This is a genomic window from Streptococcus sp. NSSLK0004 (assembly GCF_059039125.1).
Map to the genome: position 1 here is coordinate 966,073 of NZ_CM180142.1, position 26,161 is coordinate 992,233.

28 protein-coding genes and 1 other annotated feature are annotated in these 26,161 nt (G+C 39.0%); of the genes, 5 read left to right on the forward strand and 23 right to left on the reverse strand.

The annotated features are described in order from the left end of the window. Window positions 1-40: 40 nt before the first annotated feature. The 10 genes from AC4CS8_RS04970 to AC4CS8_RS05015 form a co-directional block, all read right to left on the reverse strand. Window positions 41-379 (reverse strand): zinc ribbon domain-containing protein YjdM, encoded by a 339-nt coding sequence (locus tag AC4CS8_RS04970; RefSeq protein ID WP_012775074.1) that lies wholly within the window; start codon window positions 377-379, stop codon window positions 41-43. Window positions 380-458: 79 nt separating this feature from the next. After that, entirely contained in the window at window positions 459-1,355 is an 897-nt protein-coding gene (locus AC4CS8_RS04975; protein ID WP_493893828.1) for an RluA family pseudouridine synthase, read from the reverse strand. Continuing rightward, window positions 1,339-1,803, reverse strand: a complete 465-nt coding sequence (gene lspA, locus AC4CS8_RS04980; RefSeq protein ID WP_493893829.1) for a signal peptidase II — start codon at window positions 1,801-1,803, stop codon at window positions 1,339-1,341. The genes AC4CS8_RS04975 and lspA overlap by 17 nt, the downstream gene beginning before the upstream one ends. Continuing rightward, window positions 1,796-2,710, reverse strand: coding sequence for a LysR family transcriptional regulator (locus tag AC4CS8_RS04985; protein ID WP_493893830.1), 915 nt, complete (start codon window positions 2,708-2,710; stop codon window positions 1,796-1,798). Before AC4CS8_RS04985 ends, lspA begins: the two co-directional genes overlap by 8 nt. 87 nt (window positions 2,711-2,797) lie before the next feature. Continuing rightward, a complete protein-coding gene (locus AC4CS8_RS04990; protein ID WP_105137443.1) occupies window positions 2,798-3,253 on the reverse strand; it encodes a GNAT family N-acetyltransferase in 456 nt (151 codons plus the stop codon). Window positions 3,254-3,714: 461 nt separating this feature from the next. Next, window positions 3,715-4,008: a 50S ribosomal protein L27 gene (gene rpmA, locus AC4CS8_RS04995; RefSeq protein ID WP_009909754.1), complete on the reverse strand. Its 294-nt coding sequence runs from the start codon at window positions 4,006-4,008 to the stop codon at window positions 3,715-3,717. A gap of 45 nt (window positions 4,009-4,053) precedes the next feature. Then, window positions 4,054-4,368: a 50S ribosomal protein L21 gene (gene rplU, locus AC4CS8_RS05000; RefSeq protein ID WP_002941330.1), complete on the reverse strand. Its 315-nt coding sequence runs from the start codon at window positions 4,366-4,368 to the stop codon at window positions 4,054-4,056. A gap of 35 nt (window positions 4,369-4,403) precedes the next feature. Then, window positions 4,404-4,474: a sequence feature (ribosomal protein L21 leader region), on the reverse strand. 64 nt (window positions 4,475-4,538) lie between these two features. Next, the gene (gene brnQ / locus AC4CS8_RS05005) at window positions 4,539-5,864 is read right to left on the reverse strand and encodes a branched-chain amino acid transport system II carrier protein (protein WP_493893831.1); all 1,326 of its coding nucleotides are present in this window, start codon (window positions 5,862-5,864) and stop codon (window positions 4,539-4,541) included. Window positions 5,865-5,975: 111 nt separating this feature from the next. After that, window positions 5,976-7,193: a tRNA uracil 4-sulfurtransferase ThiI gene (gene thiI / locus AC4CS8_RS05010; protein WP_493893832.1), complete on the reverse strand. Its 1,218-nt coding sequence runs from the start codon at window positions 7,191-7,193 to the stop codon at window positions 5,976-5,978. Between the two features lies 1 nt (window position 7,194). Then, complete coding sequence (locus AC4CS8_RS05015; protein WP_493893833.1) at window positions 7,195-8,337, reverse strand: cysteine desulfurase family protein; 1,143 nt, start codon at window positions 8,335-8,337, stop codon at window positions 7,195-7,197. Between the two features lie 112 nt (window positions 8,338-8,449). Between AC4CS8_RS05015 and AC4CS8_RS05020 the strand changes: the two genes are divergently transcribed. Next, on the forward strand, window positions 8,450-8,977 hold the full coding sequence (locus tag AC4CS8_RS05020; protein ID WP_493893834.1) for a DUF6556 family protein: 528 nt from the start codon (window positions 8,450-8,452) through the stop codon (window positions 8,975-8,977). Window positions 8,978-9,157: 180 nt separating this feature from the next. Here AC4CS8_RS05020 and AC4CS8_RS05025 read toward each other — a convergent pair whose 3' ends face one another. From AC4CS8_RS05025 to AC4CS8_RS05050, 6 genes are all read right to left on the reverse strand, one after another. Then, a complete protein-coding gene (locus AC4CS8_RS05025) occupies window positions 9,158-9,991 on the reverse strand; it encodes an amino acid ABC transporter substrate-binding protein (protein ID WP_493893835.1) in 834 nt (277 codons plus the stop codon). A gap of 15 nt (window positions 9,992-10,006) precedes the next feature. Then, a complete protein-coding gene (locus AC4CS8_RS05030) occupies window positions 10,007-10,639 on the reverse strand; it encodes an amino acid ABC transporter ATP-binding protein (RefSeq protein ID WP_493893836.1) in 633 nt (210 codons plus the stop codon). 11 nt (window positions 10,640-10,650) lie between these two features. Beyond that, window positions 10,651-11,292, reverse strand: a complete 642-nt coding sequence (locus tag AC4CS8_RS05035; protein WP_493893837.1) for an amino acid ABC transporter permease — start codon at window positions 11,290-11,292, stop codon at window positions 10,651-10,653. A gap of 146 nt (window positions 11,293-11,438) precedes the next feature. Next, entirely contained in the window at window positions 11,439-13,253 is a 1,815-nt protein-coding gene (gene glmS, locus AC4CS8_RS05040; protein WP_493893838.1) for a glutamine--fructose-6-phosphate transaminase (isomerizing), read from the reverse strand. Between the two features lie 214 nt (window positions 13,254-13,467). Further along, a complete protein-coding gene (gene lepB / locus AC4CS8_RS05045; RefSeq protein WP_493893839.1) occupies window positions 13,468-14,016 on the reverse strand; it encodes a signal peptidase I in 549 nt (182 codons plus the stop codon). 65 nt (window positions 14,017-14,081) lie between these two features. Next, a complete protein-coding gene (locus AC4CS8_RS05050) occupies window positions 14,082-14,699 on the reverse strand; it encodes a GDSL-type esterase/lipase family protein (RefSeq protein WP_493893840.1) in 618 nt (205 codons plus the stop codon). Between the two features lie 150 nt (window positions 14,700-14,849). Here AC4CS8_RS05050 and AC4CS8_RS05055 point away from each other — a divergent pair, with 150 nt between their 5' ends. Then, window positions 14,850-15,956, forward strand: a complete 1,107-nt coding sequence (locus AC4CS8_RS05055; protein WP_493893841.1) for an NAD(P)/FAD-dependent oxidoreductase — start codon at window positions 14,850-14,852, stop codon at window positions 15,954-15,956. Between the two features lie 61 nt (window positions 15,957-16,017). Here the strand turns inward: AC4CS8_RS05055 and AC4CS8_RS05060 are convergent, their stop codons facing one another. The 6 genes from AC4CS8_RS05060 to AC4CS8_RS05085 form a co-directional block, all read right to left on the reverse strand. Continuing rightward, entirely contained in the window at window positions 16,018-16,149 is a 132-nt protein-coding gene (locus AC4CS8_RS05060; RefSeq protein WP_493893842.1) for a hypothetical protein, read from the reverse strand. 161 nt (window positions 16,150-16,310) lie between these two features. After that, complete coding sequence (locus tag AC4CS8_RS05065; RefSeq protein WP_493893843.1) at window positions 16,311-16,499, reverse strand: hypothetical protein; 189 nt, start codon at window positions 16,497-16,499, stop codon at window positions 16,311-16,313. Between the two features lies 1 nt (window position 16,500). Continuing rightward, window positions 16,501-17,142, reverse strand: a complete 642-nt coding sequence (locus AC4CS8_RS05070; protein WP_493893844.1) for a hypothetical protein — start codon at window positions 17,140-17,142, stop codon at window positions 16,501-16,503. A gap of 114 nt (window positions 17,143-17,256) precedes the next feature. Then, window positions 17,257-18,759 (reverse strand): pyruvate kinase, encoded by a 1,503-nt coding sequence (gene pyk / locus AC4CS8_RS05075; protein ID WP_493893845.1) that lies wholly within the window; start codon window positions 18,757-18,759, stop codon window positions 17,257-17,259. A 33-nt stretch (window positions 18,760-18,792) separates the two neighbouring features. Beyond that, the gene (gene pfkA / locus AC4CS8_RS05080; RefSeq protein WP_493893846.1) at window positions 18,793-19,806 is read right to left on the reverse strand and encodes a 6-phosphofructokinase; all 1,014 of its coding nucleotides are present in this window, start codon (window positions 19,804-19,806) and stop codon (window positions 18,793-18,795) included. Between the two features lie 83 nt (window positions 19,807-19,889). Then, entirely contained in the window at window positions 19,890-23,000 is a 3,111-nt protein-coding gene (locus tag AC4CS8_RS05085) for a DNA polymerase III subunit alpha (protein ID WP_493893847.1), read from the reverse strand. Window positions 23,001-23,169: 169 nt separating this feature from the next. Between AC4CS8_RS05085 and AC4CS8_RS05090 the strand changes: the two genes are divergently transcribed. The 3 genes from AC4CS8_RS05090 to AC4CS8_RS05100 are packed head-to-tail and all read left to right on the forward strand — an operon-like array spanning window position 23,170 to window position 25,037. Continuing rightward, entirely contained in the window at window positions 23,170-23,544 is a 375-nt protein-coding gene (locus AC4CS8_RS05090; RefSeq protein ID WP_493893848.1) for a GntR family transcriptional regulator, read from the forward strand. Next, window positions 23,537-24,244 (forward strand): ABC transporter ATP-binding protein, encoded by a 708-nt coding sequence (locus tag AC4CS8_RS05095; RefSeq protein ID WP_493893849.1) that lies wholly within the window; start codon window positions 23,537-23,539, stop codon window positions 24,242-24,244. Before AC4CS8_RS05090 ends, AC4CS8_RS05095 begins: the two co-directional genes overlap by 8 nt. A 22-nt stretch (window positions 24,245-24,266) precedes the next feature. Beyond that, complete coding sequence (locus AC4CS8_RS05100; protein WP_493893850.1) at window positions 24,267-25,037, forward strand: ABC transporter permease; 771 nt, start codon at window positions 24,267-24,269, stop codon at window positions 25,035-25,037. 36 nt (window positions 25,038-25,073) lie between these two features. Here AC4CS8_RS05100 and add read toward each other — a convergent pair whose 3' ends face one another. Beyond that, complete coding sequence (gene add / locus AC4CS8_RS05105; RefSeq protein WP_493893851.1) at window positions 25,074-26,090, reverse strand: adenosine deaminase; 1,017 nt, start codon at window positions 26,088-26,090, stop codon at window positions 25,074-25,076. Between the last annotated feature and the right edge of the window lie 71 nt (window positions 26,091-26,161).

The following is a 26,161-nucleotide window of genomic DNA, read 5'->3' on the forward strand; positions in this document are numbered from 1 at the left end:
TGAAAAGACTGGATAACCAGTCCTTTCAGTTTGACATAAATTAGATTTTCTTAACAAATTCAGATTTTAGTTTCATAGCACCAAAACCGTCGATTTTACAATCAATGTTATGATCACCCTCAACGATACGAATACCTTTTACACGTGTACCTTGTTTCAAATCTTTAGGCGCACCCTTAACTTTCAAATCTTTGATAAGTGTTACAGTATCGCCATCTGCCAAACGATTACCGTTCGCATCGATTGCAACAGGACCACTTTCTTCCTCAGCTACATCTGCTGGGTTCCACTCATAGGCACACTCAGGGCAGACCAAGAGAGCGCCATCTTCATAGACATACTCAGAATTACATTTAGGGCAATTTGGTAAAGTTTCCATGTTTTTTCAAACTCCTTACATTTTTTCGTTTTCTAGTATAGCATGTATTGGGAAAATGGGCAAGATGAACAGGTTTTCATCAACCATTAGACCTGCGTAGCTTCTCAAGTGTTTCTTGGAAAATAGCTGGCGCTTCTGCCGTAAACTCAACTACCTCTCCAGTTCTCGGATGGGTAAATCCAAGAGTTCTAGCATGAAGAAATTGACCATGCCCTTTGAGCGTTTTTCTTGGACCATATGCTTCATCACCAGCAACTGGATGACCAATATAAGCCATGTGGACACGGATTTGATGGGTTCGACCTGTTTCCAATGTCAATTCCACCAAAGTATATTCACCAAAACGTTCCAAAACCTGAAAGCGCGTGACTGCTTCTTTTCCTTTAGCGGTCACAGCCTGTTTCTTCCGGTCTTTCTCAGAACGACCAATTGGTGCCTCAATCAAACCACGATCGTTTGGGAGGTTACCATGAACAATAGCCCAATACTTACGAAGGGATTTCTTATCTTTCAACTCCGCTGCTAGCTTGGTATGAGCATCGTCATTCTTAGCAATCATGAGCAGACCGGAGGTATCCTTGTCAATCCGATGGACAATACCAGGACGAAGGACACCATTAATACCAGATAAATCTTTCACATGATACAGAAGGGCATTAACCAATGTTCCTGATGTGTGGCCTGCTGATGGATGGACCACTATTCCCTGAGGTTTATTGACCACAGCCACATCCTCATCCTGAAAGACAATATCTAAAGGAATGTCCTCAGCAACGTAGTCGATTTCTTCGACTTCTGGAACTTGATAGGAAATCACATCGCCAACCTGTACACTGTACTTTGCCTTTTTAGGCTGACCATTGACCAAAACCTGACCAGCCTTAATTTGCTCATTGGCAACCGAACGGGATAAGTCAGTCAAATCCGACAATGCCTTATCCAAACGCACTCCATCAATCTCAACTCTTACTTCCATTACTCTCTTCTTTCATAATACAAATAAATAATATAGCCACACCAATTGTCAAGCAGATGTCTGCCACATTAAATACTGGGAAGCTAAACAAATCCAGATGAAACATATCTACTACATAGCCCAATCTCACTCGATCAATAAAATTTCCTAAAGCACCTGCTAAAACTAATGATAGGCTAGCAAGTGTGAGCAAGTTTCCCTCGATATTTTTAATATAATACCAAACCAAACCCGCTACAACAACTAAAGTAACAAGTGTAAAAAACCATTGTTGGTTTTGCAAGATTGACCAAGCTGCGCCATAGTTTCTCAAATAAGATAAACTCATAAAACCAGGAATAAAATCTCGTACTGTCCCCAATTCAACATTGTTTACAGTCCAATATTTAACCAGCTGATCAAGACTAATTAAAACTACTACTAATAACGGAAATCCAACTTTACGCATCTTCATCCTTCTTTTTATTAAAATATTCTTTCATAGCTATTATAAAATCGTTGGCACATGGCGTTAAATCGTCATTTACTCGCTTAACATAAACCATACGATTTTCCCCCTGATCTTTAAATGGAATCACTGTAATGCCATTAACACTTTCCTTATCCAAAAAACCTGAACCAGTTGCGTAAGCATCTGTTCTCTCCAAAATACCATTCAAGGTAGCACGGTCTGTCACATCAAATACCACTGAGGAGTCCGAAGTATCAATCAAATTCTCTGAATAATAAAGATAAGCTTCTTTCTCTTGAGTAAAGCGCACAGTTGGTAACCCAACCAAATCTTCAGGAGTGATTTCTAACTTTCTTGTCAAAGGGTGATTTTCCCGAAGATAAATATGAGTTTGAAAATATGCTAAATCCTCAACTTCCAATCGAAGTTTATCCAATTTCTGCATGATACCTTTTGTATTTTTCTCGTTCAAGTAAATAATGCCAATCTCACTGTATCCTTGAGCAACCTCATCTAAGATTTGTACTGTAGTGGATTCAAAAATGCGAAAATGAGGGTATTGAGGGTGGTTACGTGAGAACTCCGTAATCAGCGGAGGAAGAAAGTCATAATGTTGACTTGAAATTGAAAAGGTCTTTTCTCCCTCTTCAGGTTGCAAATAGAGATGCTCAAACTGATCAAATCCCTTGACCAAATCCTGTGCTTTCTCATAGAATTCCATTCCTTTTTGTGTCAAATAAGTCCCTGAATTAGTTCGACTAAAAATTTGAAAACCTAACTCTTTCTCCAAATCACGAATAGAAATGGACAAACTAGGCTGAGATACATACATCTTCTCCGCCGCCTCACGAAAAGTCCCGCTGTTGGCGATAGCTACCACATAGCGAAGCTGTTGAATATTCATCGATCCATCCTTTCTTCATTCCATTTTTCCTATCTTTCTATTATACCACATAATAAAACCACCAGCAAAATTGCTGGCGGTAAGTGACTATAACTTTTTAATCATGATAAGACAGGGATTCCATTCGTCCCACAAGTTTGGAAAAACTTCCAACTTAGCAAAGCCACAAGAGTGATAAAATCCAATCGTCTGATCATATTCTTTATAATGCCCTTGGTCAACCGTTTTGACTTGTAGATAGGCATAAGATTTTCTCGCCTCTCCTTCTAATGCTTGCATCAACGCTCGTCCCAGTCCTTTTCGATGATGAGATTTTTTAACACCCATACAGTGAACTTCCCCACAATCGTCAGAGGTGCTCGTTAAGGTTACGAATCCTACTGGCTCATCTTCGTCAAATGCGGCCCACAACGGCAGCAAACTCCCATCCTGAATATATTCTTTAGTGCTTTCAGGTAAGCCAAACCACTCAGGTAAATCTGTCAATACCGTTTTAATAATCTCAGCTTTTACAACTGAATCCCTTATTGCTACAATCTTCATTATTTTCTCCTTTCGGAGGTTAATTTGCCCTAACCTCCTTACACTTGATTCCTTGTTTTCTAAAATATCTTACTATTCCTTTCATTTGAATCGCCTCCCTTCATTCTATTGTATGGTTATACTACCATATATTGCTCTTGTCAGTCAACCTACATTAACATGTTCATTTTCAACTGATAACTTTTTATATAACTACCAACACCTGGGCAAGTTACATTCAATCATATGTAAAAAATGATAGCTAGAAAAACAAAAAAACAGGTCCTCCGAAATCTCGGAAAGCCTATTGTTTGCTATTTCTAGCTCAACTCTCTCTTTTATTTCAAGGAGAGTTGCTAAAAAGGTTCCCCGAACCTTGCCTTTCATTTAATTCAAAAAGGCAAGAAAAAATGGTCCACTGGACCATTTGCGCTTCTTCTGTTTCTAGAGCCCAAGAAAAAATGGTCCACTGGACCATTTTTTTACTTAGCGATTGGGTAAACAGATACTTGTTTCTTATCGCGACCTTTACGTTCGAAACGTACAACGCCTTCTACTTTAGCGTAAAGAGTGTCATCTCCACCACGACCTACGTTAGCTCCTGGGTAGATTTTTGTACCACGTTGGCGGTAAAGGATTGAACCACCTGATACAGTTTGGCCGTCAGCAGCTTTCGCACCAAGGCGTTTCGCTTGTGAGTCACGACCGTTTGACGTTGAACCTCCACCTTTTTTGTGGGCCATAAATTGCAAGTTAGCAAGATTCAAGTTTAACATATGTTATTCCTCCGAATTTCTGTAATGATTGCTTCAAGCTACGCCTTAAGCGTTGATAGCGTTGATAACAACTTTTGTGTAAGGTTGACGGTGACCTTGTTTACGGTGGCTACCTTTTTTAGGTTTGTACTTGAAGGTAACAACTTTTTTCTGTTTACCTTGTTTTTCAACAGTACCAACAACAGTAGCGCCTGCTACGAGTGGAGTACCCACAACAGTTTTCTCACCACCAACAAGAACTACTTCTTCGAAAGTAACTTCTTGACCTGCTTCAACGTTCAATTTTTCAACGTAGATAGCTTGACCGACTTCAACTTTAACTTGTTTGCCGCCAGTTTTAATGATTGCGTATGTGCTCATTATGCACCTCCTATGATTTTTGGGCTCTGCCCGAATTTTATGTGAAGACTCGCCTAGTACCGTGGGACGAACCACTTAAACGGCATTCGTGCGGTTGCACAGGGTGTGCATAGTCAACACTCCTATTATAACAAAAACACCTGCAAATGCAAGTGTTTTGTATCATTTTTTTACATTTCGAAAACTTCGCTCTCCTGCTTGTTTGGCAAGAAAAGTGAAAGAACGATTCCGACAAGAGCAGGCAATAACCATGCTAGTGATTGTCCGGCCAATGGCAGAGCTGAAATGATTGTTGAAATAGCTGCCCAACCAAATTGACCTGCCAAGACTTCTACCAATGATAAAACAGTCACTAGTCCCACAGTTAATTGCATACCATAAGTGGAAAGCGGTACAAATTTATTGACAATGGTAATCAAGACGATACAGATGGTAATTGGATACAGAATCAAAAGAACTGGAATAGAGAAGGCAATAATCTTACTCAAACCAAGATTGGCAATACCAAAACCAATCAAGGTAAAGACAGTCGCATATACTTTGTAGCTAAAACGTGGAAAACGCTCAGCGAAAAATTCACCAGAAGACACAATCAAACCAGCTGTTGTAGTGAAGCAGGTTACGATAACCATAGCAGCCAAGAAAATCTGCGCACTTGGTCCAAAAATAGCTTGAGTTGCTTGAGATAAGACGTAGACACCCTTGTTGGTATCGGACGCCAAAACATCTGCTGGAACAGGGAAATGATTGCCCAAGAAAGCCAATCCTACATACAATGCACTAAAAGCCAAGGCAACAACAATGCCCACACCCCAAATGGTTGAAACATATTCTTTTTTAGAAGCAAAACCTAGCTGTTTCAGAGTTGCCACAGCAACCACACTGAAAGCAACTGAAGCTAAAGCATCAAGAGTATTATACCCTTCGATAAAGCCAGTACCAAAAGCCTGACCTGCTGAGTAAGCTTCAGAAGCAGGGAGAGAACTTATTGAACCATACTTCACAATACCAAGTACAACCAGAATGACAATCAGAATCGCAAAAACAGGAGTTAAAATACGACCAATACTATTCAAAATTTGAGATGGATTCAGTGAAATCAAATAAGCAGCTACAAAATATAAGGCCGTAAAACCAAACAACCATACTTGTAGATTCTGCCCTTCCAACAAGGGAGCAATCCCCATATCAAAAGCCGTTGTCGCAGTCCGTGGAATAGCAAAGAAGGGTCCGATAGCCAAGTATAAGGCTACCAGATAAACAGTTGCAAAAAGCGGTGAAATCTTCCGTGAGATCTCATGAATATAGCCTTTGGGATTGAGAGTTCCCACAATCAAAGCTATAACCGCGATCCCAACACCTGAAACCACAAAGCCTAAAATAGCCGGCCAGAAATTCTCACCCGAAAGTACACCAAGTGCAGGAGGAAAAATCAAATTCCCCGCACCAAAAAACATGCCGAACAGAAGTAATCCTGTTAGCGCTCCTTTTTTCATAACTTCTCCTTATATAGAAAAATATTTTGCAATGTATAATTTTACCATACAAATTTCACTATAGGAAGAAAAAAAATCTCCGCAAATCGGAGATTCAATTTATAACTCAATTTATAATAAATCAGCAATCAAATTATCCACTTCATCTGTCACTTCTTCTTTGGGTGTGATTTCGGTCACGATAATTCCTGCTACAGCACGTTCCACCAAGGCTTCAACATCCATGCGAGCTTCGTACTGTTCAACATTTTTAATTTTTGGATTGGTTTTTGGACGGTCAGGGGCAAAGATGGTACAACAATCTTCGAATGGCTGAATAGAAATAGCAAAAGTATCAATCTCTTGTGCAATATCAATGATTTCCAGCTTATCCATGGTTACGACTGGACGGATAACAGGGGTATTGGTCACCGCATTGATGGCCTGCATGGATTCCAAAGTCTGGCTGGCAACTTGTCCCAAGCTTTCCCCATTGATAATCACCATTGCACCACGCTCTTCACGAACTCGATCTGTAATCCGCATCATGAAACGACGCGTCAAGGTCATCAAGTAGGCTTCTGGTGCTTTTTCTTTGATTTCCTCTTGAATTTCTGTAAATGGTACTTCGATAAAGGTGATATTACCGCCAAAAGCAGTCAATTTACGGGTTAAATCATGTGCTTTTTTAAGAGCACCAGGACTAGTATAAGGTGGGCTGGCAAAGTGAAGGGCTTCGATTTCTACCCCACGCTTAAGTGCTAAGTAACCCGCAACAGGAGAATCAATACCACCTGAAAGCATAAGGGTTCCTTTTCCAGATGTACCAACCGGCAGACCACCAGCCCCTTTGACTTCTTCATGGGAAATATAGGCCGCATCTGGACGAATTTCCACTCGCAAGGTAATATCTGGCGATTTCATCTGAACCTGTACATTTGGAATGGCTGTAAAGACTGCATCACCTAAGACTTGGTTAAGATCACGGCTATCCAATTCAAAACTGTGGTCGCTTCGACGAGCCGCAATCTTAAACGTCATACCATCTTTATAGATAGACTGCATTATATCTACAACCGCTTCTTTCAAAGCTGGAACAGACTTTTCAATCTTATAAGATGGGGCGAAATTCTGAATACCAAAAATCTTCTTCAATGAAGCTGAAACTTCCTGATAATCAGCACCATTCAAATAAACATGACCACGGTCACGGTCAAAATAAACCGTCACTTCAGGATAGACAGATAGGACGTGCTTAATATTATTGCGCAGTTTGTTGACAAATCGCATCTTGTTCTTCCCTTTGGTTGACAACTCGCCATAGCGAATCATAATTTCTGAATAGTTCATACTACCTTACTTTCTGTGTATTTTGATAAATTTGCTTGAAAATAGTTAAAAATTGTTCGATTTGCCCCATGTCGTTATCATCATCTAAACTAATACGAACGGCAGTTTGAGCCAATTTCTGAGGCACTCCCATGGCAATCAAAGTTCCAGCTGGTTTTCCTGCCTTAGATGAACAAGCTGAAGTGGTCGAGATGTAAATCTGATGGTCTTCAAAAGCATGGACGATCACTTCACCACGGATGTTCTTAATTCCAAAGGTTAGGATACTTGGTACAAAGCCGTCCATTCCTGAAAAGACTGTCACGTCTTGATACTTGCTCAATTCATCAGCCAAAATCTGTTTCATGGCTGACAATCGTTTTTGACTTTCTGTAGCCTTGTCCATAGTCAAGCGGAGCGCCTTAGCCGTTGCAGCAATGCCAGCTACATTTTCCGTAGTCGAGCGTTTGTCACTCTCTTGCCCTCCTCCTGTCAATAGCGGAGCGATTTTCTTTCCTGCTTTGACATAGACGAAACCAACTCCTCTGACAGAGTGGAATTTGTGACCAGAAAAACTAGCAAAATCAACTCGATCTGTGAGATATGCTTCCGTTGGCACCTTGCCAATAGCCTGTACCGCATCCACATGGAAGGAAATAGTCGGTTTATCAGCTAGAAGTTGAGAGATTTCTAAAATTGGCTGAATTGCTCCGATTTCATTATTGACGGCCATGACAGAAATGAGCGTCGTATCTGGACGAATCAAGCTTTCTAAGGCTGAAACATCAACAAAACCTTGGGCATTGACCGGAGCCAAATCTACCTCAAAACCTTGCGTTTTGAGCCAAAGTGCTGATTCTTTTACTGCTGGATGCTCGATAGCAGAAACGATGATGTGCTTACCCAGATGTGCCTTTTCAAAAGCCACTCCCTTGATAACCCAGTTGTCACCTTCCGTACCACCCGAGGTGAAAAAGATTTCCTTGTCTTCCTTGCCAAGAAGGTCTGCAATTTGTTTCCGTGACGCTTCTAAAATACGTGTCGCCTGACTGCCTAAATTGTGTAAACTTGAGGGATTACCCCAAATTTTAGTAGCAACTTCTGTGTAGGTTTTAAGTACATCAGGATAAACCTGTGTCGTTGCTGCATTGTCAAAATAAATCATGTTTTCATTCCTTTGTTTGCAATAGTCCTATTTTATCATGTTTTAACGGCTTTCGCCAATCTTTAAGATATTTTTAAGTCCAACTTATTATACTCCACAAAAAGGAAACAGCATGGAAGAAAAACAGAACAACAATGAACACATATCTAAAACCGATTATACAAGAATGGCGAAAAGAAATAGCCGTAAAACTTCTAGTACAAATAAGACTAGTAAAGTCCAACGCCACCTGACAACCTTTCAAAAAACTATTGCTACAATAGCCTCTATATTAGGGATTATTACAGCGACAATTACTATTTATACCTTTAGTACAGCAGAGTCAGTTGCAATCCAAGACGATACAACCTCTACAACTGTTATTGTCTACCAATATTCAACAAATAATTCAACACAAGCAAGTAAATCTGAAACAACAACAACAACAACAACTACTACTACTACTACTACTAATAATAATAATAATAACGATACAAACATGAATACCACTACATCAAATACAACCAATACAGAAACAAGTAGCCAAGTATCAAATTCTAGTTCAAGTAGCTCTACTTCTAACACTACCAACAGCTCGGTTTCAACATCTAGCACAGATGACACTACTTACACAAGTAGCTCTTTAGAAAGCGCAGAATAAAAAAATACAGACTGGAAAGTCTATGATAAAATATAATGGATTTCTTATAAATAAAAGCATTATTCCAATGTTTATAAGAATTTTTCATATTTTAGTGATAAAAAAAGATTGAAGAAAATTGTCCAATTGGACTTTTTCTTCAATCTGACTAGAATAGAGAGCTATCTTTTTCTTTACTCTCTATTTTTTTATTTCCTCAGTTGCAACATCTTCACCAAACCATTTATCAGAAATTTTTTGGAATTTCCCTTCTGCATAAAGTTCAGCAAAAGCCGTATTTATTTTTTCAACCAAGGTTGTATCTGTTTTTCTTGCCCCTACTGCAAATGATCCGTCATCGTAACCAACATCAATAATGTTATACTCATCAATAAGACCTTCTTGCTGTAAATAATAATTAGCATAGACACGGTCAATCAAAAGACCGTTGATGCGATCATTTTTCAAATCAATTAACGCTTCGTTAAAAGTTGAATATTGAGTCGCATCATTATTAGCTACAATATCTTTTAGAACTTCTGGGCGTTCTTCGAAAATAGAATATCCTGAAGAACCTGCTTGCGCTCCCAAAGTCTTGTCTTTCATATCAGAAGCAGATACAATACCTGAGGATTTCTTAGTAACTAGGACCTGTGTATTTTCCATATACGATTCTGTAAATAGAACCTTCTCTTTTCGCTCATCCGTTACTGAGTAACCATTCCAAATCAAGTCAATATTCCCATTATTGAGTTCAGTCTCTTTCAAGTCCCAATCGATTGGTTGCCACTCGACTTCTATACCGTATTTTTCAAAAACAGCAGTCGCTAAGTCAATATCAAATCCGACATAAGTTCCATCAGTATCTTCAAATCCCATGGGTACAAATGTTTTGTCAAATCCAATGGTAATCTTCTTTTCTTCTTCAAAACTAGACCATTTATCCTGACTAGTCTCTTGCGATGAACTACAAGCTGCTAAGCTAAGAGTAGAGAGAAAAGCAACTGCTCCAATAATCATTTTCTTTATTTTCATAATCAATATCCTATTCTAATGTTTGGGTTCAATCTTGATAATCTCATCCGCAATATTCTCCGCAAACTGCATATCGTGGGTCACCACAATCTGTGTAATTCCAGTGTCACGGTTCTGCAAAATAAGATTCTCCACCTCTCTTCTCAATTCAGGATCCAAAGCTGAAGTCGGCTCGTCATAGCCGATAATCTCTGGATCAATCATCATGGCACGTGCAAGGGCAACCCGTTGCTTCTGACCACCTGAAAGGGAGAATGGATAGGCGTCTGCATGGTTAGCCAAACCAAGCTTATCAAGTAATTTCCGGGCCTTGTCTTCTGCCTCTTGACGTGGCATTTCCTGAGTTTTTACAGGAGACAGGACCAAGTTTTCCAAAACAGACAAGTGAGGGAAAAGCTGGAAGTCCTGAAAGACAAAGCCCAGCAGATGTCGTTTCCCTAACTCTTCAACAGGCAGTTCTTGCCCATTGTAGATAAGAGTTCCCTCATCAATAGATTCCAAACCAGCAAGCATACGTAGCAAGGTTGTTTTCCCACCACCAGATTGACCAACGATAGCCACAATCTTGCCCTCTGGAATCACCAAATCATAGTTGGAGAAAATCTGTTTGTTATCAAAGCGTTTGGATAGGTTGCGTAATTCTAACATAGCAGTTCCTCCTATTTATAATAATCAAATTTTTTCTCAATTTGTTTAGATACTAAAGTCACAACTCCAATCATGAGCAGGTAAATAGCCCCAGCGATAAACATAGGAGCCAAGCTAGCATCACGATTAGCAGCTGTTCGACTAGCCAACAAAAGATCGCTTACCCCTAAAGCATATACCAATGAAGTATCTTTTACTAGGGTAATTACTTCATTGAAGACACTTGGCAACACGACCTTGACCACCTGAGGTAAGACAATGTAGCGAATCGTCTGGAAAGGGGTAAATTTCAAGACCTTAGCTGCCTCATATTGTCCAGCTGGAATAGCTTCTATTCCTCCACGGAAAATTTCTGAAAAATAAGCAGCATAGTTAAGCGTAAAGGCCACTAAAATCGCTGGCATTCGTTCAAGATTAACACCTAGACTAGGCAACACGTAATACACAAAAATTAGCTGCAAAAGTAAAGGTGTCCCACGCATCACTAAGACATAAATATGCAATAACCATCGTAGCGGAGCAAAACGAATCTGCATTAAAAAGGATAAAATTGCCCCCAAAGGAAGGGATAGAACTAATACCCAGACAAATACTTCTAGCGACACAGCCGCGCCTTTCAATAAACTAGGCAAAACTTGTAAAATATAGTCCATAGTCCCCTCCTGAATAATGATTAGGTATCATTATAACAGATTCTATTTGATTTTCCTAGTTATTTTTCAGAATTTTTATAAAATTCAACAAAATTTCCGTATATTTTTCTGAAAAAACGGACTTGGTTGCCCAAATCCGTTCATATTTATTCAACTGTAACTGCTTTTGCCAAGTTACGAGGTTTATCGACATCTAATCCACGTTGGAAGGATGCATAGTAAGCGATTAACTGAGTTGGAATCACCATAGAGATACTTGACAAGAACGGATGTACCTTATTGACAACAATATCGTCCCCTTCGCGATCCAAACCTTCTTCTACCACAATCAAAGTGCTAGCACCACGCGATACGACTTCTGCCACATTACCACGTGTATGAGCGGCTACTTTTTCATTTGAAGAAAGCAGAGCGATAACAGGTGTCCCGTCTTCAATTAGAGAAATAGTACCGTGTTTCAATTCTCCAGCTGCAAAACCTTCACACTGAATATAAGAAATCTCTTTCAATTTCAAAGCTGCTTCAATGGTTACATAATAATCATTACCACGACCGATATAGAAAGCATTTCGAGTTGTCGCCAAAAGTTTCTCAACTTTTCCAGCAATCAAATCTTTTTCAGAAAGTGTCGCTTCGATAGACTGAGCAACGATTGACAATTCATGCACCAAGTCAAAATCAATGGCTTCTTGCTTGCCATTGGCTTCACCAACTGCCTTGGACAAGAAAGCAAGAGCCGCCACCTGAGCAGTGTAAGCTTTTGTTGACGCTACTGCAATCTCAGGACCTGCATGGAGCAACATAGTGTAAGTCGCTTCACGTGAAAGTGTTGAGCCAGGTACATTTGTAATGGTCAAGCTTGGGATTCCCAATTCATTAGCACGCACCAACACTTGACGGCTATCTGCAGTCTCTCCCGACTGGGTCAAGAGGATAAAGAGTGGCTTTTTGCTAAGAATTGGCAAATGATAAGCCCACTCAGAAGCAACACCCAATTCAACAGGTGTATCTGTCAAGGCCTCAATCATGTTCTTAGAAGCGTAACCTGCATTGTAAGAAGTTCCTGCTGCTAAGATGTAGATTCGATCTGCTTCTTGAACAGCCTTGACAATAGCTGAATCAACTGTCATCTTACCATCCGCATCTGCATAAGTTGAAATCAACTTACGCATAACAGTCGGCTGCTCGTCAATTTCCTTGAGCATATAGAATGGGTAAGTGCCTTTACCGATGTCTGACAAGTCAAGCTCAGCTGTATAGCTATCACGTTCGATGGCATTACCTTCATAGTCTGTCACTTGGACGCTATCTTTTGTCACGATAACCAATTCTTTGTCATGAATTTCCATGTATTCGCTCGTTTCGCGAATCATGGCCATGGCATCTGAGCAGACCATATTGTAGCCGTCGCCCAAACCAATCAAGAGCGGAGACTTATTTTTAGCAACGTAAATCGTATCTGGATTTTCAGAGTCAATCAAGGCAAAAGCGTAAGAACCCTGGATAATATGCAAAGCTTTTTTGAAAGCTTCCAAAACAGATAAACCATCTTCTTCAACGAATTTGCCAATCAAGTGAACAGCAATTTCCGTATCTGTCTGCCCTTTAAAATCATGATCAGTCAAGTAGTCATTCTTCATTTCAAGGTAGTTTTCAATGACACCATTGTGCACAAGAACAAAACGACCTGTTTGTGACGTGTGTGGGTGCGCATTATCTTCAGTTGGTTTACCATGAGTTGCCCAGCGGGTATGACCGATTCCTGTTGTTCCTTCGGTCTTATCACCCACTTTTGCAGACAGCTCTGCAATGCGACCAACAGCCTTAACCAAATGAGACTGCTCTCCACCTGTTACGAAAATACCTGCTGAATCATAACCGCGGTATTCTAATTTTTCAAGACCTTGAATCAAAATGTCCGTTGCGTTTGAACTTCCTACAACACCAACAATTCCACACATATCTATCACCTTCAACTCTGACGAATTGAACTTTCTTAAACTTTTATTAAATTGGTATAGTCTGATTTTGAAATAACAAAAACCAATAATATCAGTATATAATAACACTTTTGTAATGTCAATAAAAAAATTGGTCTAGTCATATCTGTGCAATAAACATGTTTGAGAGTAAAAGTTTTTTACAATGAAAAATCTTCACCAATTAGTAAAAGGACTAGCCATTCGTTGCTAGTCCAGTATCAATAAAACCAAATTCTCTTAGTGGGCTAATTCGAAAAGTTAAGCGACCAACAATCTGACTCGCTTGAATAAGTCCGAAGCTACGACTATCTTCTAAGTTTGTCCGAGTATCATTTAGAATCAAATATGAATCTTTTGATACTTTATCTGTCTGTCCGTTTGTTAAGCTTGAGATTGTAAAATCTTCTGTATAGTATTCCAAATGTCCCGCAACCTCAATATAGGTCTCCTCAACAATTTCATTATTTCGATAGAAAACGTCGTCCATATATGTTACGGTATCACCGGATTTTGCAATGACACGCCCAACATATTCTTTATTATCAATTTGATAGAGAACAAAGTCACCATAATTGATTTCTGCTCCCTTAATTGCCAAAATAACATCATTTTGTTTCAGATAATTATTTGACATTCCCGTTGTAATTTGAACAGGTTCAAATACGTAATAACGCAACGCAACCAAACCTAGAATGAGGGATACTGTCAGAATAATATTTTTAATGAAATCACGCTTTACCATCTCTTCTCCAATCTTTCTCTACAGTAAGTAGTATACCATACTTTTTTGAAAAACTCTGCTGGAACTTACTGAAAAAGCTGACGATAGATTTCTTCAGCAATGACACGATTCCCCTTTGGCGCTAGATGAAGACCGTCGCTATAATAGTCCGTATGACCTTCTGTCAAAGGATAAAGATTAATTGATTTTATCCCTAAATCAGTTGCAATATTTGGAATAATGTACTGCAGTTCCTCCTTTATGACACTATTATCAAGTCCAAAACGACTGGTTGGTACATAGGGAGGCACCACTACGTATACATCTGGCTGACTCGGAAGAAGCTGATAAAGTCTAACAAACTGTCTAAATTCCTCTGTAAATCGCTCTCTATTCCAGTAAGGTGATCTACTATCATTACTTCCAATCATAATAATTACAATGTCCGGCTCACTTTCCAACGAGAGTCGAGCATTTACTTCCTCTAAGTAAGGGAAGTCCGTCGTAGACTGAAGAGAGCGACCACTGAGACCAAAATTAGATACTTGATAATGACTCCCTAGCATTTCCGCTAAAATACATGGATATGCATCTTGAATACGATTTTCTAAGCCATATCCATATGTCAAACTATCTCCAATGGCTGCAACTTTGATAGCTCCTGCTCCAACTGTCAATACTTCTGGGTACATAATATCTGACATCGTTTTCTCCTTTCTCATATTTTAACACAAAATGGAGAAGTCTTCCGTTGTGAAGATACTGTCTTCTAACTCCTACTACATTGGACGTAGAAAGCAATAATTTTATCAGATTTAATTGTCCTACTTTTTACATTGTGATATAATGAGCATATGAAAAAAGAAATAGTCATTATTGGAGGAGGAATTGTTGGCTCCACTGCTGCATTCTATCTCTCACAATCAGAAAAATATCATATTACACTCATAGATTCTGGCGTTGGAAATGCGACCAGAGCTGCGGCAGGAATCATCTGCCCTTGGCTAGCTCAGAAAAAAAATAAAGACTGGTATCGATTAACATCAAACGGTGCTGTTTTTTACCGACAACTTATGGCAGACTTAATTGCATCTGGAGTAGACACGCTCCCGTTTAAACAGACAGGAACTCTCGGACTAAAAAGTAAGCCTGAATTGCTAGAAAAAATTCAAAAAATAGCCGAGGACCGCAAGATTGAAACTGCAACCATCGGTGAAATTAAAATCTTGAAAGGGCAAGAAATAACTGACTACATCCCTCATCTGTTGCCGGATTTTTACGGAATCTTCTTAGAGGGAGGGGGACGTATTGATGGTGGTAAGTTAGTCGATACGCTCCAAGAAAAATTTTTAGAACAAGGTGGGCAGCGTATTTTCGGAAAAGCAGAGCTTTTAGATCAAAATACAGTTCAGGTAAATCATGAGAAGATTCACGCTGATATTCTGCTCTTAACCACTGGAGCCTGGCTTCCAGAGGCATTACAGCCACTTGGTTATCACGTTGATGTCAGACCTCAAAAAGGACAATTGTTAGAACTAGAAACTGATTTAGATACGACAAATTGGCCTGTCTGTATGCCTTATGGCGAGATTGATATCCTTCCATTCGAAGATGGAAAAATTATCATTGGTGCTACCCATGAAGATGATATGGGCTATGACCTAAGTCTTGATATGCAGAAAATTCAACATATGAAAGATAAAGCTGCAGAATTTATGCCGGTACTTGCCAATTATCCGATTAATAAGACTCGTATTGGTACACGGGCTTATACGTCTAATTACGCTCCATTTTATGGAAATCTAGACGATAATCCACACATATGGGTTGCTAGTGGGCTCGGATCATCAGGACTAACGAATGGCCCTTACATTGCTTGGCAGATTGCCAACGAACTACTTGGACAAGACAGTAACTTTGATAGAAGACCTTATTCTCCAAGCAACTACATTAGTAAGTAGAATTAGTACCTATACTGCATTACCGATTGGTTAAGGCTAAAAATAACTAAATAAACTCTGCTTAAATATTGTTGGACCAATGCCCGTTTTTACAGGCATTGGTCTTTTCGTTTATACTTTTATCTTCAATCTTCCTCGCACTACCTTTTTCCCTGCCGGACAATCCAAGACCTGCTAAAAATTCGCGTTTCATAGTTCCTCCTCTACGTCAATTTTACGGGTGACGAGCCCGTGATTTGAAATATGTTGGACAGTTTAACGCCATGCCGGGCGATATTTAGACATAATAAAAAGCCGTATTTCTACGACTTATTTTTTCTGCAACAAAAAAGCACTTAGATTTTTTCTAGGTGCTTAGTAATCTCCAAATGTTGAGCGAGTTCGATTGTATTCAACTCGCCATTGCTCAAATTCTTCGTACAAATCAACAATTTCTTGAGGAGTATCTGGTTTCAATCTTGGATTAGTATAACGATTCTTCTGTTCGAACCAGGGTTCGATTTTTTGCAACATCTTAGCCCCTTTAGTAATCACCATTTCCATATTACCAGTCCTCCTTTTCCAAGAATTGAATGATTGATTTGCCTAGGCTTTTGTTTAGCAACAAATCAAGTGTATTTGATTCAGAAATAATTTCATTTGTAGACTCAGGTTCATTTCTAAATTGTAGAAAATGTACCTGAGCATATCCGCTGATATCTGTACCAATATTGTACCCCTTCTCATCAATAAATTCAAGCAATTTCTTGTTAAATCTTTGCTTCGATTCTGCGTAAGTAATGCCGTTCGATTTTGCATGATGTTCAATGTGCATATAGTGTTTATAATGCCCTAATTCATGGACCAAAGGTCCTCTAGGATCATTATCAACTGCAAAGAATTTTCCAATATTCCCATCATTGAGCCATTTCTGATTGGCAGCCTGTAACTTCTTCACGATAGCTTTTTCATTAAATTTTGTCGCATTCAGAAAAACTGTGTTGGTCTCTGGATCATACGCTCCAAAATTATTCTTCTTACCGATATCTTTGGCGCTGTCATAAAGTACGAATCTTGGAGAAGGACTACCTTCTGGGACTTTTAACCTACTCATGACATCGTCAATTTGACGTTCGTAGTACGAGAAAGACTTGCGCGCAGACCCTAAACTGTCAGATACATAGAGGTCATGTTTCGAATTAAGCACTTTTCGCCCTCGGAATGCTAACTCATCAATACGCCACTATAAAACTTCTTAACAAAAATAAAAGCTTATTGTACAACGTAGAAACGTTGATACAATAAGCTTTTTATATATAGATTATTTTACAGTACGGATACGCATTGTGTTCGTACCACCTGATCCTACTGGAACACCAGCTACGATAACAATGTTATCACCTGATTCAACAAGACCAGACTCAAGTGCTACTTTTTCAGCTACTTCAAACATATCATCTGTTGAAGCTGGTTTTTCAGTAACAACTGGAATAACACCCCAGTTAATCATCAATGATTTTTGAGTTTTCTCATCAAATGTTACAGCCAAGATATCTGCATCTGGACGATATTTTGAAATAGCACGAGCTGTTGAACCAGACTCAGTAAGAGCAACAACAAGTTTAATATTCATTGAATTAGTTGCATCTTTAACTGCTGAAGCAACAACTTCAGTTTTAGTTTCACGTGGGAATTTAGATGAATCAAGGCGACCATACTCTTTAAGAAGAGTCTGAGCATTTTTGTCAATTGTAGCCATTGTACGAACTGATTCAACTGGATATTTACCATTTGCAGACTCACCTGAAAGCATTGTTGCATCTGTACCATCAATAACAGCGTTAAATACATCTGATACTTCTGAACGAGTTGCACGTGGTTTGTCAGTCATTGTTTCCAACATGTTAGTTGCTGTGATAACTGCTTTACCAGCTGCATTTACTTTTGTGATAATCATTTTTTGATAAACTGGAACCATTTCAAATGGAACTTCGATACCCATGTCACCACGAGCAATCATGATACCATCTGAAGCTTCGATGATTTCATCAATATTGTCGATACCTTGTTGGTTTTCGATTTTTGAAAACAATTGCACGTGCTCATTGCCAGTTTCTTTAAGGATTGCACGAACTGATTCAACATCGTTTGCTGTACGTACAAAGGAGATAGCTATGAAGTTAAGTCCTTGTTCAAGACCAAAACGAATATCCGCATCATCACGATCAGCAAGCGCTGGGAAAGGAATTTTAGTGTAAGGAATGTTTACACCTTTTTGTTTAGCGATAACGCCGTCATTTTCAACTTCAACGATAAATTCACGTTTCTCAGCATCTTTTTCGATAACTTTAAGACCAAGTTTACCATCGTCAACAAGGACTTGTTTACCAACTTCAACATCGTCAAAGACATCAAGAGCACCTGCAACATTCAAAGCAATAACATCGCGAGTTGATTTAATACCTTGTTTTGTTGCAACACGAATTTTCTCACCTGTTGTGTAAGAATATTCTTTTGCATCGTCTTCAAACAATTCTGTACGAATTTCTGGACCTTTAGTATCAAGAAGGAAACCAACTTTTTGACCTGCAATTTCTTCTGCACGACGTACAGTTGCCATACGTTCACCTTGCTCTGCATGATCCCCGTGAGAGAAGTTAAAGCGGAAAACGTTCGCTCCTTCTTTAATTAATTCAGCAATTTTCTGTGCTGAAGCTTCAACGTCAAGTTTTTCACCCCAGTATCCATCTTCACCGAATTTTTTACCACCACGGATTTCCACCGCAGGACCAAGTGTTGCAACGATTTTTACGCGTTTATTCATGTTATAGATTCTCCTATGTATTTATTTCAATGTCTAGCGACGTAGTTCTCGGCTAAGTTCTGCTAATTCAAGCTGACCTTCATGAGGTTTATTGACCTGAATCTTACCATCTTCAGTCAAACTAAACAAAGCATTCTCTTCAGCAGTACCTAAGATTGGGTATGAAACCAATTTTTCATTTTGGATTCCTACAGCCAAGCCACCTTTTCCTTCTTTCAAGAGGTCAACAGCGTGTGCTCCCATCCATGATGCGAGAACACGGTCACGTGGCGTTGGGCTACCTCCACGAAGGATATGCCCAAGGTTTGTAGCACGAAGATCACTTGTGTCGCCAGCTTCTTTCATTTTAGCAACAAACTCGTCTGCTGACATAACACCTTCAGCTAGAACGATAATTGCATGACTCTTACCACGCTTTTCATAACCGTCCATATTACGTTGGACAACGTCGTTAATATCAAATTCTTCTTCAGGAATAATAATTTGATCTGCACCTGTTGCTAGTCCGGCCCAAACAGCGATATCACCCGCATTACGCCCCATTACTTCAACGACAAAAGTACGTTTGTGACTATATGAAGTATCTGTTATTTTATCGATAGCCTCTACCGCTGTGCTGACCGCAGTGTCAAAACCGATTGTGAAATCTGTACCAACAATATCGTTATCAATTGTTCCAGGTACACCAATCGCTGGGAAACCGTGCTCTGTCAAGCGCATTGCACCATGGTAAGATCCATCACCACCGATAACAACAACACCTTCAATACCGAGTTTTTTCAACTGTTCAATCCCTTTTAATTGACCTTCCAATTGGGCAAATTCAGGATAACGAGCTGAACGCAAGAATGTACCACCTTTTGATAGGATGCCAGTCACATCTTTAGTTTCAAATTTCACGATGTCACCCGCGACCATGCCGGCATAACCACGGTTAATTCCGTAAACTTCCATGCCTTCATAAAGTGCTTTTCGAACAACTGCACGAACAGCAGCGTTCATACCAGGGGCATCTCCACCACTGGTCAAAACAGCAATACGCTTCATTCGTATCTACTCCTTTTAGTTTCATTTTTAACTGTTCCATTATATCACAATTGCTAGTAACTTGCTTGACTTTTTGCTATTTTTTACCGAAAAACCGTTTTCATTGTAAACTCTGCTAATTCTTCTTGTAAGTCAGGAGTCTTTTTGACCGAAAACTCTTTTGCTTGAATTGTTTGATTACTATCTTGATAGTGTAAGACAACTGGAATAGTCCCTACATATTTATTTAAAATTCTCGCAATAACTTGATCATGTTCTTGATTTTCTAATAAAATCCAGAATTTCTCTAAGCTAGCTACTTCGATTTTCTCTGCGACAACTTGTAGTTGTTCATCACGCTTTTGGACCTTTCCTGTCACATACAACATTGCTCCATTCTCTAGTAAGTGTCCATACTGCTTGAAGCTTTCGGGAAAGACTGTCACTTCAGATTTTTCCTTCGAGTCTGTTACTTGAAGAAAAGCCATTTGTTCCCCAGTTTTCTTGGTTCGAATTACACGTATGAATTGAACCTGCACCAATATCGTTGTCCTAATACCAGCCTCCAAATCAGACAAGTCTGTAATAGGTCGCTCGCTCTTTTTTCTGAGAGTTAGTAATGGATTGGGACTGATGCCGATTCCGATAATCGATTGTTCTAAATCAAACTTCTCACTATCGCTATAATCCTCAGAATCTATCCAACTATAATTTTCCTCTGCAAAAAAGGAACCAAAGGCTTCTGAGAAGACAAACAGGTTGTCTAAATTGTCTAGAATTCTTTTACGATTGGGTTCAAATTCATCAAAAAGACCAAGCTGAATTAAAGGCGTTAGCAAATCTTTTTTCTTAAATGATTCTGGCAAACGAAGTATAAAATCCTCAACGGATTTAAAAGGACGAGAATCAATTATCCAAAAAGCCAGATTTTTGGGAACGCCTTTGATATTTTTTAGTCCCATATAAATAGCTTGCTGATCAAACTTATCGTAATAAGGAATAGTATTGATCGTCAACTTATTAACCTTAAAGTCAAATCGTAAGGCATCGTTGATGTAGTTAGAGCTTGAATAATTGAGCATAACATCAAAAAAGACATCCGGATAATGTGTTTTAAAATAAGCAATTTGAAATGCTAATGCTGAGTAAGCATAGGCGTGACTGCGGTTGAAACCATAGCCCGCAAACTTTGACATCATAACAAAAATATCCCTAGCATTTTTTTCTTCATGTCCCTTTGAAAGAGCCCCTTCCAAGAAGTCAACTTCCATGGCCTGCATTTCTTTGGCATTTTTTTTCGACATTGCCCTACGAAGTAAGTCGGCTCTTCCCAATGTAAAGCCAGCATAGACTTGAGCTATCTGCATAACTTGCTCTTGATAGAGCATGATGCCATATGTGGGTGCTAGGATGGAAGCGATAGAATCATCAAGTAAATCAACAGGCTCTTGACCGTGCTTTCGTCTGACAAAATTGTCCGAATAATCACTAGCTCCTGGGCGATTTAGGCTAGTAGTTGCTACTATGTCCTCAAAGCAACTTGGTTTAACACGTTTAAGCAGACTGATTGCCCCAGGTTGTTCAAATTGAAAAATCCCTTTCGTGTTTCCTGTCGCAAAGAGTTGCAGAGTTGCTTCATCTTCTAAATTAATACTAGAAATATCAATGTCTGTTCCATATTTTAGTCGAACTCCTTCTGCCATTTTTTGCACAAATGTCAGATTACGCAGACCCAGAAAATCCATTTTGAGCAAACCATTGGCTTCAACTGCATGTGCATCATACTGGGTCAAGAGCATATCTTCTCCTGATTTTAAAGGAATGGTATCCGTTAAATCTTCATCGCTCATTACAATACCAGCTGCATGGATTGAGGTCTGACGAGGTTTTCCTTCAATTTGTAAAGCAATTGTAAATGCCTTTTGATACTCAATTTTATTATGGATTATCTGCCGAAAAGAGGCATTGCGTTCATAAGCAGATGAAAGGCTATCCCGAAAGGTAATCTTCTTAGTAATGTTGGTCAACTCATACTCTGGTGTACCAAATCGTTTAAAGACATCACGAATAGCCTGTTTGGCTCCAAATGTTGAATAGGTGACAATTTGAGCTGCATGCATGCTACCATACCTATCACGAACGTAGCGAATAAAATCCGCCCGATGAATATCTGGAATATCAATATCAATGTCCGGCATAGAGTAACGCTCTACATTCAAAAAACGTTCAAAAAGTAGGTTATGTTTGACAGGATCAATACCGGTAATATTTAAAGCGTACGCTACCAAACTTCCCACTGCGGATCCTCGGCCCATTCCCATATAATATCCCTGACTACGGCCAAATCTCAGTAAATCCCAGACAATTAGAAAGTAATCATCAAACCCCATTTGATGAATAACAGCAAGCTCCTTTTCCAAACGCTCTTGATAGGCTAGTTGATGTAATCCCTTCTCTCTTAGCCCTATATGAGCTCTTTCCTTTAGTTCATCTACTGCCGGTCTTGTTCTATTAAATCTAGGTAATTTGAGACTCGTATCAAGATTATAATGGATATTTGCCACCAAATTGTTGAGATTCGTTACCGAAGACGGAAAACGACTTAAAAAAAGTTCCTCCAACCTATCTGATGATAAAAGTTCTTGTCTGCTAGTTAAATCTTGAACTTGATTAAGTGGTACATTCTCGCGAATAGCATGAAGGACCTGTAAAACCTCAACTTGCTCCTCTTCGAAATACCGAACTGTCTGAATAGGAATGGTTGGTCTACTAAAGATGATTTGTGGAGTAGTAATCCGAACTCCAATGTAAAAATCGACCCCCAAATCTAGCTCATCTACTTCTGGAAAATACGGCACAATAATCGCCACTCCATTTAAATACTGCCTAATTTCATCGAAGATTACATGTCCAGTCATTTTGGCTGTCGAAATCTTGAGCAAGTGGCGATATCCTTCCGTATTCAAAGCCAAAAATTGTAGAGTGATTAACTCTCCACCTTCTTCCAGTTGCCAATCCATTTCACATGCGATTAATGGCTGAATCCCCTCTTTCTGACAGGTTGTTAGGAAAGCATAGGCACCATAGAGAGTATTCTTATCCATAATCCCTAATGTCTGATAGCCTAATTCCTTAGCACGCGCTACATAATCATCTATGGTCACCATGCTATCCATAAATGTATAAACTGTTTTTGTATCTAGTTGCGCTAGCATGGTTGCCTCCTTTGTCCAATTAATAATCCTCTTAATATTATACCAAAAAGTTATTCAAATAAGTTTTTTTAAATTTTAAGGATATAATACTTGATTTTTATTTTGTTATTTTGTATTATGTATTTAGAACAATTAGACAGATGGCTAGGCTATCTAGAAAGGAACGATTATGGCTTGGAAATTCGATAACAATATCCCCATTTATATTCAGATAACCAATGCAATCAAATTGCAGATTGTCACCAACCAACTACAACCAGGTGATAAGTTACCTACTGTACGTGACTTAGCAGAGATAGCTGGTGTTAATCCCAATACTGTTCAGCGCGCTCTATCCGATTTGGAGGATGAAGGATTTGTCTATTCTGTTAGGACCACGGGGCGTTTTGTGACAGATAATACAGAATTAATCACTCAAACACGAATCGAGTTAGCTCAACAAGAATTAGAAAATTTCGTTACAAATATGCTCAATCTCGGTTTCGACCCCAGTGAATTGAACGAACAATTGGATAACTATTTGAAAGGAGTGTCTTATGAATAACCCTCTTACCCTCGTTGAATTTCAACAGGTATCAAAATCATATGGTGGATTAGTTGCCTTGAATAATGTGAATTTTAAAATTTCAGCTGGTAAAATCATTGGTTTATTAGGTCCAAATGGTTCTGGTAAAACTACCTTAATTAAATTATTGAACGGTCTTCTTCAGCCAGAATATGGACAAGTTTTAATTAATGGGCGCGTACCATCTCCTGAAACAAAAAAAGTAGTTTCCTACTTACCGGATACAACTTATCTAGAGGATAATATGACTGTTCGCGATGCCCTAGGTTTGTTTCAAGATTTTTATGATGATTTCGATTATTCTCGCGCAATGCATCTACTACAAGATTTACAAATTGATATCAATAGTCGGATGAAGCACCTATCAAAAGGTAATAAGGAAAAAGTACAACTTATTCTAGTTATGAGCCGTCAGGCACAGCTTTATGTCCTAGATGAGCCAATTGGGGGAGTTGACCCAGCCACCCGCGATTACATTCTAAAGACTATCATTAATAATTACTCACCGACAGCATCTGTCATCATTTCTACACACTTAATTTCAGACGTCGAGTCCATTCTTGACGAAGTTATTTTTCTACAGTATGGTTCCATTGTACGTCAAGGAAATGTAGACGATTTGCGAGTTGAAAGTGGGGAGTCTATTGACGAACTATTCCGTCGTGAATTCAAAGCTTAAACTAAGAAGGAGATTCTATGCTATGTTTGGAAAATTATTAAAACACGAGATTAAATCCGTTGGAAAATGGTACTTCGGTCTCTATGGCCTTAGTCTCATACTATCTTGCCTCTTAGGACTTTGGATAAGAACGATTGATATGCGGACTGAATTCTCTAGTGATAGTGAAGCTATTATGCTAGGAGTATCAGTTTTTGCCTACGCAATCATTATGGTTAGCGTTGCTATATCCACCTTCCTCCTTGTTGTTAATCGCTTCCGAAAAAATATCTATGGTCGCCAAGGTTATCTAACAATGACCCTTCCTGTGTCTCCTCATCTCCTCATCCTCAGTAAGCTGGCTGCAGCCTTGATTTGGAATCTTCTTGCTGTTATTGTGATTTTATTAGGTATTTTCTTGACTATATCTATTTCTGGGGTTGATGATTTCTCCTCTATCTTCTATAGTTTTGGATATTTAGAATATTGGGGAGCGTCTCCTCAATATGTTCTCCAGCCAATCATTGAATGGATTACAAGCATTCTTCTCATTTACTTTTCTATCTCCATCGGTCAACTCTTCAAAGACTACCGTACATTAATGGCTATTGTTACTTACTTCATTATTAATTTCTTCGTAGGGAGTTTCGTAGCCATCTTCTATTCTGTAAATATGATGACCATTGATAGCTATGTTAATCCCTCAGCACTAGTTCTTCCTAACCTAGTGTTAACTATTATAACTATTCTCTTGGGTATAGCATATTACTTCGGAACTTACTATATCATGACTAAAAAACTTAATCTACAATAACAAAAGAACTCAAGGGACACAAGGCTCCTTGAGTTTTTATTCTGGATAATAAGATTGTTTCAGACGTACCAACAAATCAAGTTTTTCCTCAGAACTTGAAAAGCTAGCTTCAATAGCATTGCGATTAAAACGATAGAAATCATCAAAAGTCGTAGCAAAATATTTGACAAACAGGCCATACTCTTTTGTCAAATTTGTATCAGACACTGTCCTATTATCCGTATTAATAGTAATTTTAGCACCTGCCTGGTAGAGCTCTTGATAAGGAAAGTCTTCTAAACTTGGCGAAGCACCTGTTTGAAGATTACTTGTTAAGCACATTTCAATCGTTGCTTCCTGTCGAACAAGTTCTGCAATAATATTATCATTATGCGCCAGGGCAGTTCCATGACCAATTCGTTTAATTCCAAGTTGCAATGCATAAGCTACATTAGCCACGCATCCACATTCCCCAGCATGCAAGGTCATAGGAAGACCAATCTTTTGAGTCCGTTCAATGCTATCTGCAAGCATTTCTGTTGGATACTCTACTTCATTACCCGCAAAGTCAAAACCAACTAATCCCTTATATGCCAAGTCTCCTACCTCTGAAAAGATAGCCTGATTCAATTCAGAGTCAGATTGTTTCATACCGCAAACGATTCCTTTAGCAATAATTCCAACATCATCCTGTGCAGCCTTCAATCCTTCCAATACTGCTTCTACAACTTCTTTAGCGGATAAGCCTTCATCCATAGATAGTTCTGGTGCAAAACGAATTTCTATATAAAATACATTTTCTTTCGCAACCTCTTTTGCTACATCGTAGGCAGCCAGTTTCAAAGCCTCTTTTGTTTGTAAGAGTGGACGGACAAAATCAAATGTTTTCAGATAATCCATAAGACTATCAACTCGACCAGGTACAGTAACCAAATCTCGCAACTTTACATCATCGGAAGGAAGGGGAATATTGGCCATTTTGGCTAACTTTCGGATAGTTGAAAGAGGCAACGATCCGTCTAGGTGACAGTGAAGTTCCACTTTTGCTAGTTGAAATAATTGCTCTTGGTTCATAGCTTTCTCCTTGAGGTATATTGTTTTATATCTTACCATTATTTAAGATAATTTCAAGTAATATCATAGAA